This window comes from Streptomyces rapamycinicus NRRL 5491 (assembly GCF_024298965.1).
In the GTDB taxonomy this organism is placed as follows: domain Bacteria; phylum Actinomycetota; class Actinomycetes; order Streptomycetales; family Streptomycetaceae; genus Streptomyces; species Streptomyces rapamycinicus.
Map to the genome: position 1 here is coordinate 12,176,456 of NZ_CP085193.1, position 17,407 is coordinate 12,193,862.

Annotated in this window: 15 protein-coding genes and 12 pseudogenes; 25 read left to right on the top strand and 2 right to left on the bottom strand. The window is 70.6% G+C overall.

What is annotated here, in order from left to right:
* Positions 1-3 precede the first annotated feature (3 nt).
* The gene (locus LIV37_RS50190) at positions 4-1,131 is read right to left on the bottom strand and encodes an acyl-CoA dehydrogenase family protein (protein ID WP_020874738.1); all 1,128 of its coding nucleotides are present in this window, start codon (positions 1,129-1,131) and stop codon (positions 4-6) included.
* A gap of 130 nt (positions 1,132-1,261) precedes the next feature.
* Here LIV37_RS50190 and LIV37_RS50195 point away from each other — a divergent pair, with 130 nt between their 5' ends.
* The 21 genes and pseudogenes from LIV37_RS50195 (at position 1,262) to LIV37_RS50260 (ending at position 12,492) form a co-directional block, all read left to right on the top strand.
* Entirely contained in the window at positions 1,262-1,684 is a 423-nt protein-coding gene (locus LIV37_RS50195; RefSeq protein WP_254807186.1) for an acyl-CoA dehydrogenase family protein, read from the top strand.
* Positions 1,636-1,854: pseudogene (locus LIV37_RS52885) on the top strand (acyl-CoA dehydrogenase family protein); the annotation flags it as partial. The gene LIV37_RS50195 and the pseudogene LIV37_RS52885, both read left to right, overlap by 49 nt.
* A 100-nt stretch (positions 1,855-1,954) precedes the next feature.
* A pseudogene (locus LIV37_RS52890) lies at positions 1,955-2,353 on the top strand (hypothetical protein); the annotation flags it as partial.
* A 195-nt stretch (positions 2,354-2,548) separates the two neighbouring features.
* Positions 2,549-2,839, top strand: coding sequence for a hypothetical protein (locus LIV37_RS50205; RefSeq protein ID WP_254807188.1), 291 nt, complete (start codon positions 2,549-2,551; stop codon positions 2,837-2,839).
* Positions 2,770-2,931: pseudogene (locus LIV37_RS52895) on the top strand (hypothetical protein); the annotation flags it as partial. The gene LIV37_RS50205 and the pseudogene LIV37_RS52895, both read left to right, overlap by 70 nt.
* Positions 2,932-3,019: 88 nt before the next feature.
* A complete protein-coding gene (locus LIV37_RS50210; protein WP_254807189.1) occupies positions 3,020-3,289 on the top strand; it encodes a hypothetical protein in 270 nt (89 codons plus the stop codon).
* Positions 3,290-3,448: 159 nt separating this feature from the next.
* Positions 3,449-3,844, top strand: coding sequence for an AMP-binding protein (locus LIV37_RS51965; protein WP_276064844.1), 396 nt, complete (start codon positions 3,449-3,451; stop codon positions 3,842-3,844).
* 100 nt (positions 3,845-3,944) lie between these two features.
* Positions 3,945-4,691: pseudogene (locus LIV37_RS50220) on the top strand (SDR family NAD(P)-dependent oxidoreductase).
* A 22-nt stretch (positions 4,692-4,713) separates the two neighbouring features.
* Entirely contained in the window at positions 4,714-5,625 is a 912-nt protein-coding gene (locus LIV37_RS50225; protein ID WP_338119185.1) for a crotonase/enoyl-CoA hydratase family protein, read from the top strand.
* On the top strand, positions 5,507-6,277 hold the full coding sequence (locus LIV37_RS50230) for an SDR family NAD(P)-dependent oxidoreductase (protein ID WP_020874743.1): 771 nt from the start codon (positions 5,507-5,509) through the stop codon (positions 6,275-6,277). The genes LIV37_RS50225 and LIV37_RS50230 overlap by 119 nt, the downstream gene beginning before the upstream one ends.
* A 14-nt stretch (positions 6,278-6,291) precedes the next feature.
* Positions 6,292-6,558: pseudogene (locus LIV37_RS52900) on the top strand (acyl-CoA dehydrogenase family protein); the annotation flags it as partial.
* 71 nt (positions 6,559-6,629) lie between these two features.
* Positions 6,630-7,349 (top strand): acyl-CoA dehydrogenase family protein, encoded by a 720-nt coding sequence (locus LIV37_RS50235; protein WP_254807191.1) that lies wholly within the window; start codon positions 6,630-6,632, stop codon positions 7,347-7,349.
* A 40-nt stretch (positions 7,350-7,389) separates the two neighbouring features.
* Positions 7,390-8,223: pseudogene (locus tag LIV37_RS50240) on the top strand (acyl-CoA dehydrogenase family protein); the annotation flags it as partial.
* Positions 8,224-8,279: 56 nt separating this feature from the next.
* A pseudogene (locus LIV37_RS52355) lies at positions 8,280-8,441 on the top strand (acyl-CoA dehydrogenase family protein); the annotation flags it as partial.
* Between the two features lie 241 nt (positions 8,442-8,682).
* A pseudogene (locus LIV37_RS50245) lies at positions 8,683-9,699 on the top strand (acyl-CoA dehydrogenase family protein); the annotation flags it as partial.
* 37 nt (positions 9,700-9,736) lie between these two features.
* Positions 9,737-10,336 carry an enoyl-CoA hydratase/isomerase family protein gene (locus LIV37_RS50250; RefSeq protein ID WP_254807192.1) on the top strand — a complete coding sequence of 200 codons (600 nt, stop codon included), beginning with the start codon at positions 9,737-9,739 and terminating at the stop codon, positions 10,334-10,336.
* 207 nt (positions 10,337-10,543) lie between these two features.
* Complete coding sequence (locus LIV37_RS50255; protein WP_254807193.1) at positions 10,544-10,891, top strand: acyl-CoA dehydrogenase family protein; 348 nt, start codon at positions 10,544-10,546, stop codon at positions 10,889-10,891.
* A gap of 376 nt (positions 10,892-11,267) precedes the next feature.
* Positions 11,268-11,465: pseudogene (locus tag LIV37_RS52905) on the top strand (acyl-CoA dehydrogenase family protein); the annotation flags it as partial.
* Between the two features lie 53 nt (positions 11,466-11,518).
* Entirely contained in the window at positions 11,519-11,644 is a 126-nt protein-coding gene (locus LIV37_RS51970; RefSeq protein WP_276064845.1) for a hypothetical protein, read from the top strand.
* Between the two features lie 225 nt (positions 11,645-11,869).
* Positions 11,870-12,028: pseudogene (locus LIV37_RS52910) on the top strand (TetR/AcrR family transcriptional regulator); the annotation flags it as partial.
* Between the two features lie 209 nt (positions 12,029-12,237).
* Positions 12,238-12,492: a hypothetical protein gene (locus LIV37_RS50260; RefSeq protein ID WP_254807194.1), complete on the top strand. Its 255-nt coding sequence runs from the start codon at positions 12,238-12,240 to the stop codon at positions 12,490-12,492.
* Between the two features lie 4 nt (positions 12,493-12,496).
* On the opposite strand, the gene npdG is transcribed toward LIV37_RS50260, so the two are convergent.
* Positions 12,497-13,207 (bottom strand): NADPH-dependent F420 reductase, encoded by a 711-nt coding sequence (npdG, locus tag LIV37_RS50265; protein ID WP_254807228.1) that lies wholly within the window; start codon positions 13,205-13,207, stop codon positions 12,497-12,499.
* A gap of 397 nt (positions 13,208-13,604) precedes the next feature.
* Between npdG and LIV37_RS50270 the strand changes: the two genes are divergently transcribed.
* From LIV37_RS50270 to LIV37_RS50285, 4 genes and pseudogenes are all read left to right on the top strand, one after another.
* The gene (locus LIV37_RS50270; protein ID WP_167525940.1) at positions 13,605-14,678 is read left to right on the top strand and encodes a DUF2889 domain-containing protein; all 1,074 of its coding nucleotides are present in this window, start codon (positions 13,605-13,607) and stop codon (positions 14,676-14,678) included.
* 111 nt (positions 14,679-14,789) lie between these two features.
* A pseudogene (locus LIV37_RS50275) lies at positions 14,790-15,574 on the top strand (electron transfer flavoprotein subunit beta/FixA family protein).
* 60 nt (positions 15,575-15,634) lie between these two features.
* A pseudogene (locus LIV37_RS50280) lies at positions 15,635-16,593 on the top strand (electron transfer flavoprotein subunit alpha/FixB family protein).
* Between the two features lie 188 nt (positions 16,594-16,781).
* Positions 16,782-17,366 carry a flavodoxin family protein gene (locus LIV37_RS50285; protein WP_121826421.1) on the top strand — a complete coding sequence of 195 codons (585 nt, stop codon included), beginning with the start codon at positions 16,782-16,784 and terminating at the stop codon, positions 17,364-17,366.
* Positions 17,367-17,407: the final 41 nt, after the last annotated feature.

Genomic DNA, 17,407 nt, shown 5'->3' on the forward strand with positions numbered 1-17,407 from the left:
GCCTCAGGCGACCGGGTGCCGGGCCGCCAGTAGCAGCCGGCACACGCGTTCGTAGTGCGGGGCGGCGTTGCCGTACAGGACCTCGTCGGCCTTGACGCGCCGCAGGTACAGGTGCAGATCGTGTTCCCAGGTGAAGCCGATCCCGCCGTGGATCTGGAGGGCCTCGCCGGCGAGTTCGCTCGCCTTCTCGGAGGCGAAGGCCTTCGCGATGCTCGCGGCACTGCCGGCGTCGGGTGCACCGGCGTCGGCGGCCATGGCGGCGTAGTACACGGCGGCCCGCATGCCCTGAACGGCCATGCGCATGTCGGCGGCCTTGTGCTTGATCGCCTGGAAGCTGCCGATGGGCCGTCCGAACTGGACCCGGACCTTGGCGTAGTCCAGCGTGGCGTTCAGCAGCCACTCGGCCGCGCCCAGCGCGTCCGCGGCGGTCAGGACGGCTCCCGCGTCGCGGAGCGCGCTCACGTCCGAGGGCCCGCCGTCCAGCCGATGGCCGACCGGGACGCGCACCTGGTCCAGGGATACCTCGTACAGGTTGCGGGTCAGGTCCATGGAGCGCTGGCGGCGCACGATGACACCATTGGCCTGGCGGTCGACGAGGAAGTTGGCCGGCTCGCCGTCGAGCAGCGCTGTGACCATCAGCCAGCGGGCGCCGCCGGCGTCCTGCACGGTGGACTTGGTGCCGTGCAGCAGGAAACCGTCCTGCCGGGGTGTCGCCCTGGTGAGCAGGTGCCGCGTGCTCCATTGGCCCCCTGGTTCCGCGAATGCCCAGGTCGCGCGGGCGGCTCCGGCCGCGATGGCGGGCAGGGTCTCGGCCCGCAGTTCGGCGGAGCCGCCGCGGCTCACGGCGAGTCCGACGAGGGCGCTGGTGAGGAACGGGCCGCGGGCCACGGCCCGTCCCAGTTCCTCGGCCGTAAGGGCCAGCTCCGTCAGTCCCTGGCCCGTGCCTTCGTACTCCTCGGGAAGCGCGAGGCCCATCCAGCCCAGGTCCGCTGCCAGCCGCCACAGCCTGGGGTCCACGTCCTCGTCGGCGTTGAGCAGGCCCCGTGCACGGTCGGGTCCGGCGTGGTCCCTGAGGGTGGCCCGAATGACGTCTCGGAGCATCCCCTGCTCTTCGCTGGGTTCGAAATCCACCGTGCTCCCTCTCTCCGCCGGGGCGCGGCCCGACACGTGGCTCCACCAGATGGGGAAGGTTATGCTATCACTAAGTTAACCAAGTAGATGAGGTCTGTGAGGGCCTCGGCGCACCCGATGGAGGCCACCCATGCGACTCGACACCTCCCCCGAACTCGATGCGTTCAGGAACCGTGTGCGTGCCTTCATCACCGATCATGCGCCTGGAATCAAGGCGCATACAGGGGTACGCGCTCCGGAGCCCTCACTCGTTCCGGCGATTCGGGCCTGGACGGCCCAGTTGTATGCCGAGGGTTTTCTGGGGATCGACTGGCCGGAGGGGTACGGAGGCCGTCCGGACGCTCATCCTCTGGAGGCCTTCATCGTGGCCGAGGAGCTCACGCGGGCGCGTACCTGGGAGCCGATCGGTGCCGCCGCGCTCGCCGCGGCGGCCGTGATCAAGTACGGCACCGAGGAACAGAAGGGCCACTTCCTGCCCCGCATCAGAGGGGCCGTGGACATCTGGTGCCAGCTGTTCAGCGAGCCGGCGCGGGCAGTGACCTGGCGGCGCTGAGCACCAGGGCCCGACGGGAGGGCGACGAGTTCGTCATCGACGGCCAGAAGGTGTGGACGACCAACGGCCAGCACGCGGACGTCGGCTACCTGCTGGCCCGTACCGACCCGGAAGCCCCCAAGCACGAGGGAATCACGGCCTTCGCCCTCGATATGCGCTCGCCGGGTGTCGACATCCGCCCGCTGCGCGAGATCACCGGCACCACGGACTTCAACGAGGTCTTCCTCGACGGCGTGCGGATCCCCGCCGGCCGTGTCATCGGCAAGGTCGATGACGGATGGCGCGTCGCCATGTCCAGCCTCGCCACGAGCGCACCGGGGTGGCCGGCACGCTGCCGAACTCTTCCTGTACCTGGACGACGTCCTCGGTGTCGCGGCGAACGCCTCCGTCGCGGGGGGCTCCGCGCTCGACGACGCCTCCGTGCGGCAGGACGTCGGGCGGCTCGCCACCCGGGTGCACGTGAACAACCTCATGAACAAGCTTCAGCAGTCACAGATGCTGGCGGGCCGGGAGGATCCCGCGGCGGCCCCCTCGGCAAGATCTTCTTCAGTGAGACCAACCTGGCGCTGGCCGAGTTCGGCATGGGCTCCAGGGTGCCGACGCGCTGCTGACCGAGGGCGATCCCGGCGCGTGTCCGGCGGCTGGTGGCAGGACGCCTTCCTGTACGCACGGGCGTACACCATCGCCGGCGGGGCCAACGAGGTGCTGCGCACGGTGGTGGCCGAGCGGCGCTGGGGCTGCCTCGAGAGCCACGGTGACGGTCGGCGCGGCGACCGGCGCGCACGGCGCCGACGAGGTCGGTCATGCGGGCCGCCGCGCGGCCCGGCGTCAGCGAGTCCATGCGCCAGGAGCGGAGTGAATGTCATGTCACGGCAATCGATACCGGCGGATACCCTTGGGGCGCGCCCGGCAGGTCCGTCGCCCGTCGGCCTCCGCGTCGCCGCCGAGGAACACGGGCACGCCCGGCTCGTCTTCCACGGTGCCGCCTCGGTCGCCGAGGTGACGGTCGCGGAGCTCCACCGGCGCGCGGGCAGTGTCGCCGCGGATTTGCGGCGCTGGGCATCGGCCGGGGTGACGTGGTCGCCGTGCACCTGCCGCACCGGGTCGAGGAGGCCGTCGCCCATGCGGCGGTTCTCCTGCGAGGCGCCGTTCTGATGCCGCTCGATCTCGCCTGGGATGCCCGGGGGGTGGCTCGCGCGCTGCGTCGATCGCGAGCCGTGGCACTGATTACCTCGCCTGGCGTTCCCACGATGTGCTCCGGCGCGCAGCGCGGCAGACGGCCTGCCGCAGCTACGGCACGTCGTCGCGGTCACCGGAACCTGGCCGATGGCGGGCGTGCCCGCAGACGGTCTCGAGTGGGAGACGCTGGAACGCTTCCGGCCGCTGCCTCCCGGGACGACCGCCCACCCGGACGACGTGGCGCTGCTCCTGCACACACCGCCGACCCGGGCGACACCGCCGCGAGCCGTCCTGCACACCCACGCCTCGCTGTCCGCCGAGCTGGCCACGATGCCACCGGCGGGTGATACCCGCCGCCATGTGCACCTCGCCCCGCCGGCTCGGGTGACCTCGAGGGCACAACGGCCCTGCTGCGCGCGCTGGTGACCGGGCTGCCGACAGTGTTCCTCGAGCGCTGGGACGCGCATGGCGCGGTGGAACTGGTGCACCGTATCGCGTCACGTCAGCCGCGCTGAGCCGCTTCCATCTCGCCGGGCTGCTGGACGCGGCCGCACGCGGCGGGGACGGCTCGGCCGGGATGACCGAATGCCACGTCCTCGGAGCGATCACGCCCGCGGTCGTGGAACAGGCCGAGCGGGCCGGTGTCGCGGCCTATGGCGGCTACGGCCGGGTGGAGCATCCCACCATCGCCGTGGGTCCCCACGCGACCCTTCGCGTCTGCGCGGTGCGGCGGGCGGGCGCCTGCTCCCGGGCAGCGAGGTGCGGATTGTGGACTCCACCGGCCGGGACGTGCCGCCGGGCCAGGAAGGATGCATCCTCAGCAGGGGGCCGGAGCTGTTCCGCGGTTACCTGGAGCAGTTCGGGGATCCGCTGACCGCCGACGGATGGTTCGCGACCGGCGACCACGGCGCGCTCGACACCGAAGGCCGACTGTGTCTGTCCAGGGTGACCCAGCCGGAGGAGGCCTCGGAAAGGGCATGACCGAACAATCAACATAGTTTACTAAGTAAGCTGTCGGGGGGGTAAGATAACCAGGCAATAGCTCCCCTGCTTTCAGGAGGTCTCCATGCGTGTTGCGGGAATGTCCGCCGTGGTCACCGGTGGTGCGTCCGGCCTCGGTCTGGGAACGGTCAATCGTCTCGCCGAGGCCGGCGCCCACGTGGTCATCGCCGACCTGCCCTCCTCTCCGGGACAGAAGATCGCCGACGCACTGGGAGACCGGGTGCGGTTCGTCCCCACCGACGTGACCGACGAGGACCAGTTCCGTGCCGCCCTCGCCGCGGCGGGTGAGGCCGGTCCGCCGCGCATCCTGGTGCACTGTGCCGGTATCAACCACACCCTCCGGTCGTCGACCGGGACGGGCGGCCCGGGAACTCGCCGGGTTCGGGAAAGTGATCGAAGTCAACCTCGTGGGGTCCTACAACGCCCTGCGCCTGGGCGGCGCGGCCATGGCGGCCACCGAGCCTGTGGACGGTGAACGGGCGTGATCATCCTGACCGCGTCCGTGGCGGCCTACGAGGGCCAGATCGGCCAGATCGCCTACAGTGCCTCCAAGGGCGGAGTGGTGGCGATGACGATCGTCGCCGCGCGTGACCTCGCCGGCCGCGGCATCCGTGTGAACACCATCGCCCCCGGCCTGATGAAGACCCCGCTGTTCGACGCCCTGCGCGAGGACGTCCAGACCTCCTTGGCGGAGACCGTGCCGAACCCCAAGCGCTTCGGCTCACCCGAGGAATACGGCCATACGGCGCAGTTCCTGATCGAGAACGCGTACGTCAACGGCGAAACCCTCCGCCTCGACGGTGCCATCCGCATGGCGCCCCGCTGACTTCTGAAGGAGACCCCGAGCAATGCCCGACGAGGTACTGGTGGAGCACGCCGACGGCGTCACGCTCATCACCATCAACCGGCCCGAGGCCCGCAACGCCGTCAACCGCGCTGTCAGTGAAGGCGTCGCCGCGGCCCTGGACGAGTTCGAGTCCCGCAGGGACCTGACGGCCGCCGTCATCACCGGTGCGGGCGGCAGCTTCTGTTCCGGCATGGACCTGAAGGCGTTCGTGGCCGGTGAGACGGTGGCCCTGGAAGGCCGAGGCTTCGCCGGTATCACCAGGAGGCCCCCGCGCAAACCCGTGATCGCCGCGGTCGAGGGATACGCCCTGGCCGGTGGCTGCGAGATCGTCCTCGCCTGCGACCTGGTCGTGGCCGCCGAGGACGCCAGGTTCGGCATTCCCGAGGTCAAGCGCGGTCTGGTGGCCGGAGCAGGCGGGCTGCTGCGGCTGCCGAGGCGGATCCCCTATGCCGTCGCCATGGAACTCGCCCTCACCGGTGACTTCCTCCAAGCCGCACAGGCTCACCGCTACGGCCTGGTGAACAGGGTGACCGAGCCCGGCAGGGCCCTGGAAGGAGCCCGGGAGCTCGCGGCGCGCATCGCCGCCAACGGACCGCTGGCGGTCGCCGCCACCAAGGAGATCATCGTCCGCTCGGCCGACTGGTCCGCCGACGAGGCGTTCGACAGACAGGCCGTGATCATGACCCCCGTGTTGCAGTCCGCCGACGCGCGCGAGGCGCGATCGCGTTCGCGGAGAAGCGCCCGCCGGTGTGGCGGGGCGAGTAGACAATCCGACTCTGAGACGAGGAGCAGCAGTGGAGCTGGCTGGTGGAGTCGCCCTGGTCACGGGCGGTGCGGGCGGACTCGGCGAGGCTACGGTACGGCGTCTCGCGGCTGCCGGGGCCAAGGTCGTCATCGGCGACCTCGCCGATGAACGCGGCGAGGCGCTCGCCAAGGAACTCGGTGCTCACGCGGTCTTCGCCCGGACCGATGTGACCGACGAGGACAGCGTTCTGGCGGCGCTCGACGTCGCACGGAGTCTGGGCGAGTTGAGGATTGCCGTCAGCACGCACGGCGGTCCGGTCGCTCACGCCCGCGTACTGGACCGGGAGGGCGACCCGTACGCCCTCGACCTGTTCAAACGCACCCTGGACGTGTACCTCACCGGCACGTTCAACGTGCTGCGTCTGTCGGCTGCGGCGATGGCGAAGAACACGCCGAACGGGTCCGGCACCCGTGGCGTGGTGGTCAACACAGCCAGCATCGCCGCCTTCGAGGGCCAGATCGGCCAGTCCGACTACGCCGCGGCCAAGAGCGGGGTCGTCGGCCTCGGCCTCGCCGCCGCTCGCGACCTGGCGGCGGTCGGCATCCGCGTCATGACCATCGCGCCGGGCACCTTCTTCACGCCCGCCTTCCGCATCCCCGAGGAGCAGGCGCAGGAGACCTGGGGCTCCAAGGTGCCGTTCCCGAAGCGTATGGGGCGGCCGGAGGAGTACGGGGCCCTGGTCCAGCACATCGCCGAGAACGACTACCTCAACGGCGAAGTGATCCGTATCGACGGCGCTCTGCGCTTCGGCCCCAAGTGACGAAGGCGACGACGATGAGTACGGCAGCCGAAGAACTCCGGGCCCACCTCGACGAGATCGCCCCCGGCCTGCACCGCGCCTGGCCGGACAACCGCTCCTTCGAGGCCCGCCTCGCCTGGCAGCGCGCTCTGCACGAGGGCGGCTGGGCCGCCCCGCACTGGCCCGTCGAGGACGGCGGCCGCGGCCTCGGCATCCTGGACCGCCTGGAGTGCGACGCAGAACTCGCCCGCGTCGACGCCCCGGCCATCGCCGGAGTCTTCGGCATCAAGAACGTCGGCCCCACCATCTCCCGCTTCGGCACCCCCGGACAGCGCGCCTCACTTCCCCGGATCCTGTCCACGGAGGAGATCTGGTGCCAGGGCTTCAGCGAGCCCGACGCGGGCAGCGATCTCGCGTCCTTGCGCACACGGCGGAGCCCGACGGGGAGGGCTTCCGCATCAATGGGCAGAAGGTGTGGACATCGGACGGCATGCGGGCCACCCACTGCGTACTCCTGGCGCGCACGGACCCCGAGGCCCGGCCGCACCAGGGCATCTCGGTCCTGCTCGTACCGCTGGACACACCCGGCATCGAACGTCGTCCCCTGCGCCAGATCACGGGCGACTACGAGTTCGCCGAGCTGTTCTTCACCGACGTGCACGTCCCGGCGGGCGCCCTGCTCGGCCCGCTCAACGAGGGCTGGCGTGTCACCATGACCACACTCGGCCACGAGCGGGCGGGCGTCGTCGAACTCGCCAACTCCCTGCAGCGGGAGGTGAAGGGAGCGGTGTCCGGCTTCCCGGACGGAGTGGCCGACCCCGTGCTGCGTCAGGAGCTGGCCCGGCGTTACGTCGAGGCCCGCGCACTCGGCCTGCTCGGCCGGGATGTGCTGGACGCCCTCAGCGCGGGAGCACAACCCGGCCCCGCCCAGTCCGTCATCAAACTCGGCTGGAGCCTGACCACGCAGCGTCTCAGCGAGACCCTGCTGGACGCGGCGGGCCCCTCCGCCATCGCGGGCGGGGACGGCCCCGACGTCTACCGCTATCTGCGGGACGGTCTTCGACCATCGCCGCGGGCACCACCGAGATCATGAAGAACATCCTGGCCGAACGCGTCCTCGGCCTGCCGAAGGGATGAGCGCCGTGAGCGACCGGAACGACGGGCACGAGGAACTCCGCAAGGCCGTCCGTGCCTTCCTGAACAACGCCTCGCCGAGCAGCGAGGTACGACGGCTGATGGCGACCGCCGAGGGATACGATCCCGACGTCTGGCGCCGCCTCGCGGACGAGCTGGGTCTGGTCGGCCTGATCGTCCCCGAACGCTTCGGAGGGGCCGGTGCGGGCGCCGCCGAACTCGCGGTCGTCATGGCTGAGATGGGCCGCACGCTGCTGTGCTCCCCGTACCTCTCCTCGGCGGTGCTCGCGCCGGCCGTGCTCCTGGAGAGCGGTGACGAGGCGGCGTGCGCCGAGCTTCTCCCGGGCATCGCGGACGGCTCGACCCTGGGGACCCTCGCGGTGGCCGAGGACAACGCGGATATCCGCGACTTCGACGCCATACGGACGACAGCGCGGGCCGACGGAGACCGATACCTGGTCCACGGCACCAAGGAGCGGGTCAGCGACGGATGTACGGCGGGGCTACTGCTGACCGTCGCACGCACGGACAAGGGCCTCTCGCTCTTCGCCGCCGAGCCGGAAGGGGCGGAGCGCGAGCCGCTGCCCGCGCTCGACCCCACCCGCAAGCTGGCCCGAGTCGACTTCGACGGGACACCCGCCCGGCTGATCGGTGCCGAGGGCGCGGCCGCAGCCGCTCTCGGCAGAGCGCTCGACCTGGGGACTGTCGCGCTCGCCGCCGAACAGGCGGGTGGTGCGGAGCGGTGCCTGGAGCTGTCCGTGGAGTACGCGAAGACACGGGAGCAGTTCGGGCGACCGATCGGCGCCTTTCAGGCGATCAAGCATAAGTGCGCCGAACTGCTCCACGAAGTGGAGTCGGCGAAAGCGGCTGCGCGGGACGCGGCGCGCCTGTGGTCGGATCCGACCACGGGGAACAGGGGCTGGCCGCGTCGGTCGCGGGGGCCTACTGCTCCGAGGCGTACGTCCACGCCGCCGCCGAAACCATCCAGATCCACGGCGGCATCGGCTTCACCTGGGAACACGACGCCCATCTCTACCTGCGCCGGGCCAGGTCCTCGGCGCTGCTCCTCGGCAGTACCTCCTGGCACCTCGAAAGGGTTGCCGAGGACATCGGCCTCGTCCCACCGCATGACCCCCGCCGTGACCCATCGACCCCAAGGAGGCCCGATGCCCAGCGCCACGGCTCAGGACACCGGCACGCCCCCCGCGCGCCGAGCGCACTGGAGCGTGCGACTCGCGGAGTTCCTGGACGCCCACGCGGGCAGGCCACCCCGCGACAAGACCGAGCGCCTGGCCTGGGCCCGTGCCTTCCACGCCGAGCTGCAGGAGACCGGCCTCGCCGCGCCCGGCTGGCCGACCGAGGACGGTGGCATGGGGCTGGACCTGGCCGACCAGATCGCCTACCACCAGCGGATGACGGCCGCCAGGGCTCCCAAGCACCCCTGCGGGCTGTCGTTCATCGTGGCACCCACGCTCATCAAACACGGCACCCCTGAGCAGAAGAAGCGGTTTCTGCGGCCACTGCTGCGCGCCGACGAGTTCTGGTGCCAGGGCTTCTCCGAGCCGGACGCAGGCAGCGACCTCACCTCGCTGACCACACGCGCCGAACGCGCCGGCGACGAGTACATCGTCAACGGACAGAAGCTCTGGACCACCATGGCCCACCTGGCCGACTGGATGTTCGCCCTGATCCGCACGGGCCCCGCCGGACCCGGCGGAGCCGGGATCTCCTACCTGCTCATCCCCATGAAGAGCCAGGGCATCACCGTACGTCCCCTGAAGGACATCAGTGGCGGCACACACTTCTCCGAGGTGTACTTCGACGACGTGCGCGTGCCCGTGGAGAACCTGGTGGGGGAGGAGAACGGAGGCTGGGCCATCGCCCGCACCAGTCTGGGCCACGAGCGCGCCACCGCGTTTCTCTCCGACGAATTCCGCTTCCGGCGAGTCGTCGACGAACTGCACCGGCTCGCCAAGACCTCGGGCGCCGCGAACGACCCTCTCGTGCGGCAGGATCTGGCCAGGATCGAGGCATCGGTGCGGGTTCTCGCCTCCAACAGCCGACGAGCCCTCGACGCCGTGCTCCAGGGGCGGGACCCCGGCCCCGCGGCCTCGGTCAACCGGCTGGTCCGCGCCGAGTTCGACCAGCGCCTGCACGAGGTCGCGCTGCGGGTGCTCGGACCCGACGCCGTGCTGGGCCAGCGTGAGCCGACCGCACCGGAAGGCGGACGGTGGACCTACGGATATCTGATGAGCCGCTCCTCGACCATCGGGGCCGGCACCGCGGAGATCCAGCGCAACGCCATCGCCGAGAGGGTCCTGGGATTGCCCTCGGGAGGAAGCAAGCATGACGACCCCACCACCGGGCACGAGCGGGCTGCCGGACTTCCGCACGATCCTCGCCGAACTGGGCGAGGACCACGTCCTGACGGTGACGCTCAACCGTCCCGAGAGGCTGAACGCGTTCAACCAGCAGACCCTGGACGACTTCTCCGCCCTGTGGCGGTACGCGGCCGAGGAGGACGCCGTTCACGTTGTGGTCCTCCAGGCGGAGGGCGAGCGGGCCTTCTGTACCGGCGTCGACGTGGTGGAGGGCATCGACCGGCACAGCAACCCCTTCAGCGACCTTGATCCGGGCACCAGCCTGTCGCCCAAGCTGAACCGCTGCTGGAAGCCCCTCGTCTGCGCGGTCCACGGCATGGTGGCCGGCGGGGCCCTCTACTGGCTGAACGAAGCCGACATCATCATCGCCGACGAGGACGCCATGTTCTTCGACCCGCACACCACATACGGCATGGTCGCGGCCCTGGAGCCGATCGGGCTCGCCCGCCGCATCCCGATCGGGAAGTGCTGCGGATGGTGCTGCTCGGCAACGACGAGCGGATGTCGGCCCGCCGGGCGTACGAGATCGGCTTCGTCAGCGAGGTCGTCGAGCGGACTCGGCTGAGGCAGCGGGCGCACGAACTGGCCGCGCTGATCGCGGCGAAGCCGCCCGTCGCGGTCCAGGGGAGCGTGAAGGCGATCTGGGAATCCTGGACACCGGACGAAGCCAGGCGCTGGCAGCGGGCCTCGCCTACACCCAGATCGGCAACCCGATCGGCAAGGCCCAGATCGACCGCGAGGCTGCCAGGAACCGGAAGTATGAGGTGCGCTGATGACCGCCGACGCGGAGACCGAGAAGGAACTGCGCGAGACGCTGGGCGGACTGCTGCGCCGGCGCTGCGACATCGAGACGGTGGCCGCCCTGGCCGACGGGCCCGAGAGCTGGCACCGGGACTTGTGGCGGGAGCTCGTGGCCATGGGTGTGCCCGGACTGACGGTCCCGGAAGAGAACGGGGGAGAAGGCGCCGGCTTCTCACTCGCGGTCGCCGCGCAGGAGGAGCTGGGGCGCCGACTCGCGCCGGTGCCCATGGTGTCGGTGGTCGCCGCCCAGGCCGCGCTGGTGGCGTCGGGACCGACGAGGCCGCGCGGTTGCTGGCCCACATCGGGAGCGAGGGCGTGACGGCCACGCTCGCCGTCGGACGCACCACTGACGGCTGGACCCCGGCCGGAGGGGTGCTCGCCGTGGAGGGTTCCGCGGGATGGACCCTGGACGGAACCGTTCCGGTGGTCGCCGACGCGCCGTGCGCTGCCGTGTTCCTGGTCGCGGCGGAGACCGGCGTGGGCCCCGCTCTCTTCGCCGTGGAACCGCGGGACCGCTGCGTGACGACGCCTGTGGATGCCCTGGACCCGACCCGTCCACTGGGTGCCGTCGAACTGACGGCCTGTCCGGCCCGGTTGGTGGCCGCCCCCGATGCCTTCGACGACGTACTTCGCTCCGCCGAACGTGCCGCACTGGTCCTGCTGGCCGCGGATGCCGTGGGGTCGCCGCGGAAGCGATGGACCTCGCTGTGGAGTACGCCGGGACCAGGCAGCAGTTCGGCCGTGCCATCGGTTCCTTCCAGGCCGTCTCGCACCGCTGCGCGAACATGCTCGTCGCCGTCGAGTCGGCACGAGCCCTGGTCGCCGCCGCGGCCGGGGCACTCGACGAGCTCGGCCCGGACACCGACACCGCGGTGTGCCTGGCTGCCGCCGAGGCGCTGGAGACAGCGGTCTTCGTCGTGCAGGGCTGCCTCCAGGTGCACGGGGCATGGGCTTCACCTGGGAGCACCCCGCCCACCGCTATCTGCGCCGCGCCAAAGCCGCCGAAGCGCTGGTCGCGCTGCCGGATCGGCTGCGGGAGCGGGCCGCGACCGGCATGCTCCCGGCTGTGTAGGCCACGGTGTCCCGCCACGCCGTCGCGGGACACCGTACGTATCAGGGGTATCTCAGGGGTATCCGTGCGCTCGGCGAGCACTCACGCCCATCTTGAAGAGCCCCCGTCGGCGCCCTGGCGCGGAGGTGGCCGGCCCGGCGCCCGCCCGCCGCCGCGGAGGCTGGTCACGGTTACCCTGGTCATCCCGCGTTTTCGTGTGGGGCAGCCGGAGAGGAGACCGCGCCCGTGCCGACGGAGTCTGCTGAGCGTGAGCGGATCATCAAGGCGGCCTACCGCTGCCTGGCCGAGGCGGGAGGCGCAGGCGCTTCGGTGGGCGAGATCCTGCGCACCGCCGGGTTGGGAACACGAGCGTTCTATCGGCATTTCGACTCCAAGGACGATCTGCTCCTCGCCATGTTCCGGCGGGACAGCGAGCGGCTGCTGACCGAGCTTCAGAGCGCCGCGGCGAGTGCGGCCACCCCCGTAGAGGCGCTGCAGGGCTGGGTCGAGGCGATGCTGCGCCTGACGTCAGAGGCGCGCCGGCGCCAGCACGTGCGGATTCTCTCCTCCGAGGGAGCCCAGCGCACCGCGGGCTACGCCGCGGAGCGGCCCGGGTGGCGGCGGGGCAGGAGGCCGCTCTGGCACAGATCCTGCACCGAGGGCGCCGGGACGGCTCGCTCCCGTGGGCCGAGCCCGAGTCCGACGCCAGGTTCATCCGGGCCGTCATCGCGCAGGCGTTCGACGAGCAGATGGCGCCGACCGCGTCCATGAGCGCGACCGAGGCCGCCGCCCGTGTGCGCGACTTCGTGCTGAGAGCGCTCGGAGCGACGACAACGGTTGCGGCGGCAGGCCGACAGGAGCGGCCCTGACGGTCTATACGTCGGTGACCCGGAGCCCGGCGTGTGCCTTGTAGCGCCGGTTGACCGAGATCAGGTTGGCGACCAGTGACTCGACCTGGTGGGCGCCCCGAAGCCGGCCCGCGTAGATACCGCGCATGCCTGGGATGCGGCCGGCGAGCGCCTGCACGATCTCCACGTCGGCCCGCTCCTCGCCGAGCACCATCACGTCGGTGTCGATCTCGTCGATGTCCGGGTCCTGGAGCAGGACCGCCGAGAGGTGGTGGAAGGCGGCGGTGACCCGGGATTCCGGCAGCAGCGCGGCGGCCTGCTGGGCGGCGCTGCCCTCCGCCGGCTCAAGGGCGTAGGCACCCTTCTTGTCGAAGCCGAGCGGGTTGACGCAGTCGACGACGAGCTTGCCGGTCAGCTCCTCGCGCAGCGCCTCGAGCGCCTTGCCATGACCGTCCCACGGCACGGCGACGATCACGATGTCACTGCGCTGCGCACACTCGGCGTTGTCGGCGCCCTCGACGCCGTGCCCGAGTTCCCCGGCGGCGGCCCGGGCGCGCCCGGCCGCCCGCGAGCCGATGATCACCTTCTGGCCCGCCTTGGCCAGCCGGTAGGCCAGGCCCTTGCCCTGCGGTCCGGTCCCGCCGAGAACGCCGACGATCAGGCCGGAGACGTCGGGGAGGTCCCGGGGGTCCTTGGCAGGCGCCTTGGCGAGTTCCTCGGGGCGGTGTCGGCGGATCCGGTGGTGTTTGGTTTGGTGCTCACGAGTGATTGCCTCTCATACGGCGGTCACGGGACGGGGACGCGGCGACGTGCACAGCTCTTGACGCACTGTTCAGGCCGCGGTCAGACGCATTCTAGCGAAAACGATGTTTTCGCATCGGTCGTCGCGCCCTGGGAGCGGCGCTGCCGCTGGAACGAGCGCCGATGGTTGACAGGCGCGCGATTCGATCCAAAGATTGAAAATAATGTTTTCGGCGCATGTCGCAAGTGTGGCGTCGGCGGGCGGAAGCTCGCATGGACTGCGAGATCGGGCAGCGGCTGTCGGCGTCGACGCGCCCTCCTCCTGTATGCGTGGGAGCCTGCCTCCACCTGGCCGACCGCACTGCGCCGTGAGCCGCTGACCGAGGAGAATCATGACCAGTCCGCCGCGTGAGCTGCACCCCCGGCACGGCATACACGAGCCGACACGGGGCAGCCCTGCCCGCTCACCAGGATCGATTCGTCGTACCACCACCATCGACATGCTCAGGCCCGCCGGTTCGGACGGTCCGCTCGTTCTGGCCGGCCGAGGCCGCGATCTCCGCACCGCCGCCGACGGGACGGTGAGCGTGGTGGCGGAGGCTGCCTGTCATGCCGTGGTCGACTTCGCCGGTGCATGGGCGCTCGAGGAACTGACGACCGAACCCTTTCGCCCAGGGCTCGCCGCCCTGATCGGCACCCGTACCTCCTCGGGGTTCCGGGCCCGGCTGAACGAGTGCGACCCGTCGCTGACCGCCGAGCACGACTTGCTCCATCTGCTCCTGGACGACTTCCCCGTGGTCACGCTCGTCTCCGGGCAGGCGGTGAACGCGGACCGCACCGACCCGGTCGGGTCGGGAGGCCGTTCGGCGTTCCGGGAGAACCAATGCGCCGGCTTCGCTACGGGCGGGACCATCATGGTCGAGCTGCGGCGCGGCAGGAAACCGCCCGTCGTCACGGGCCCTGAAGCCCTCCCGCTCACCGTCGCGAACGACCCACTCGCCTGGCACGACACCGCCGAACTGCCGCCAGGAGCCATGCGCCGGGCCCGCCGCACGGACGTGCGCACAGGGCGCGGCGCGACCGTCGACGGACTCTTCCGGGACTCATACGTGCTGCCGGACGGCACCGAGACCGTCATCCACGAGTACCTGCTGAGCGCGGTCATCGACACGTCCGCCGCCACGGTCGTCTCCTGCGAGGCGGCACCTCGCGTCCTGCCCTGGGTCGAGTGCCCGGCAGCCGCGGCGAGCGCGGGCGGCCTCGCCGGCCAGCCGCTCTCCGGACTGCGCCGCCACGTCCGGGAGAACTTCGGTGGCACGAGCACCTGCACCCACCTCAACGACATGTTGCGAGGGCTGGCCGACGTACCGGCCCTGTTGTCCGCCCTGGTGACCGACGGGGCAGCCAGTCGTGTGACCGACGACACGACCGGTGGGCGGGACTCAGTGTGCACAATAAGGAACTGAGTCCGGAATTAGCTGACTGAGGTAACTGAGTGTTGGGGTGATCGTCGGCTGACCTGGCACTGACACGGGCTCACTCGTCGGCACACATCAAGCACTGCGAAGGGGCACTTGGTGAGCTTGAGAATCGTTGTCACTGTGAAGTATGTCCCCGACGCCACTGGCGACCGGCGCTTCGCCGATGACCTGACCGTCGACCGGGACGGCGTGGACGGTCTGCTTTCCGAGCTCGACGAGTACGCGATCGAGCAGGCCCTCCAGATCGCCGAGGAGGCCGGCGACGCCGAGGTCACCGTGCTGACCGTCGGCCCGGAGGACGCCAAGGACGCGCTGCGCAAGGCGCTGTCGATGGGCTCCGACAAGGCGATCCACGTGGAGGACGAGGACCTGCACGGCACCGACGCCATCGGCACCTCGCTGGTGCTGGCCAGGGCAATCGAGAAGGCCGGCTACGACCTGGTGATCTCCGGGATGGCCTCCACCGACGGCACCATGGGGTCGTTCCGGCGCTGCTGGCCGAGCGTCTGGGCGTGCCGCAGGCGACCCTGTTGTCCGAGGTGTCGGTCGGGGACGGCATGGTCAAGGGCCGCCGGGACGGCGATGCCGCCTCCGAGCAGCTCCAGGCGCGGCTCCCGGCCGTCGTGTCGGTGACCGACCAGTCGGGTGAGGCGCGTTACCCCTCGTTCAAGGGCATCATGGCGGCGAAGAAGAAGCCAGTGGAGTCCTGGGACCTGGCCGACCTGGAGATCGACACCGAGGAGGCCGGTCTGGAGGGTGCCTCCACCACGGTCGAGGCCGTGGCGGAGCGTCCGGCGCGCGCCGCGGGCACGATCGTCAGGGACGAGGGCGAGGGCGGCAAGCAGCTCGCCGAGTTCCTCGTGAGCCGGAAATTCATCTGAGGCTCCTGAGCCTCACCGCCCGTCCCCCAGACTGCGCAATCCGCGAGGAGATCCGTTCCCATGGCTGAAGTTCTCGTCTACGTCGACCACGTGGACGGTGCCGTCCGCAAGCCCACGCTGGAGCTTTTGGCCCTGGCCCGTCGCATCGGCGAGCCGGTCGCCGTCGCGTTGGGAGCCGGCGCCGCTGACACCGCCACCACGCTCGCCGAGCACGGCACGGTGAGGGTCCTCACGCACGACGCCGCCGAGTACGCCGAGTACCTGGTAGTGCGAAGGTGGACGCCCTGCAGGCCGCCTACGAGCGGGTGTCCCCAGCCGCCGTCCTGGTCCCGTCCTCCGCGGAGGGCAAGGAGATCGCCGCGCGTCTGGCGCTGCGCATCGGCTCGGGCATCATCACCGACGCCGTCGACCTGGAGGCCGGCGACGAGGGTCCGGTGGCCACCCAGTCGGTGTTCGCCGCCTCCTTCATCACCAAGTCCCGTGTCAGCAAGGGCATCCCGGTCATCACGGTGAAGCCGAACTCGGCCGCACCGGAGGCGGCCCCGGCCGCGGGCGCGGTCGAGGCGCTCGAGGTGTCCTTCTCGGAGCGGGCGACCGGCACGAAGGTGGTCTCGCGTACGCCGCGTGAGTCGACGGGGCGTCCCGACCTGACCGAGGCCGCGATCGTGGTCTCCGGCGGCCGTGGTGTGGGCGGTGCGCAGAACTTCGCACTCATCGAGACCCTGGCCGACTCCTTGGGCGCGGCCGTCGGCGCCTCGCGTGCCGCGGTGGACGCGGGCTGGTACCCACACACCAATCAGGTCGGCCAGACCGGCAAGTCCGTGTCCCCACAGCTGTACATCGCGAGCGGCATCTCCGGGGCGATCCAGCACCGCGCCGGTATGCAGACCTCGAAGACGATCGTGGCGATCAACAAGGACGCCGAGGCCCCGATCTTCGACCTGGTCGACTACGGCGTCGTCGGCGACCTCTTCGAGGTCGTCCCCCAGCTCATCGAAGAGATCAAGGCCCGCGGTTGAGGCGTCCCCCGGCGTATGGACGCAGGGGCTCATGCCGCGATCGATGACTCGTCCTCCCGCAGATGCTGCTGTTCGAACTACAGCGCTAGCCGTCAGTTTGCACTAACTAGAAGTTAGTGCTTTCCTGTGGTCACTGCCTTCGAGCTGCCCGTTCGGGCTTGCGAATGCCCCCAGAGGAGTAATTCATCGTGACCACCCCCGTAGTGTCCATCGCGTACCACTCCGGCTACGGCCACACCGCTGTGATCGCCGAGGCCGTCCGCGCGGGCGCCGCCGAGGCGGGCGCCGAGGTACACCTGATCAAGGTGGATGAGATCACCGACGAACAGTGGGAGACGCTGGACCGCTCCGACGCGATCGTCTTCGGTTCGCCCACCTATATGGGCACCGCGTCCGGCGCCTTCCACGTGTTCGCCGAGGCGTCCTCCAAGCGCTGGTTCCAGCTCGCCTGGAAGGACAAGCTGGCGGCCGGCTTCACCAACTCCGCCTCGAAGAGCGGTGACAAGCTGCACACCCTGCAGTTCTTCCAGATCCTCGCCGGTCAGCACGGCATGCACTGGGTCAACCTCGGCCTGCACCCCGGCTGGAACAGCAGCACGGGATCCGAGCACGACCTCAACCGCCTCGGCGTCTTCACGGGCGCGGCCGCCCAGACCAACAGCGACGAGGGTCCGGAAGCCGTGCACAAGGCCGACGTGGCCACGGCCGGACACTTGGGACGCCGGGTGACCGAGACGGCAAGGGTGTTCGCGCGCGGGAGCGTCGCCGCGTAGCCGGGCTGCGGGTCTGAACCGATCCCGGGGCCGTTCTCGTA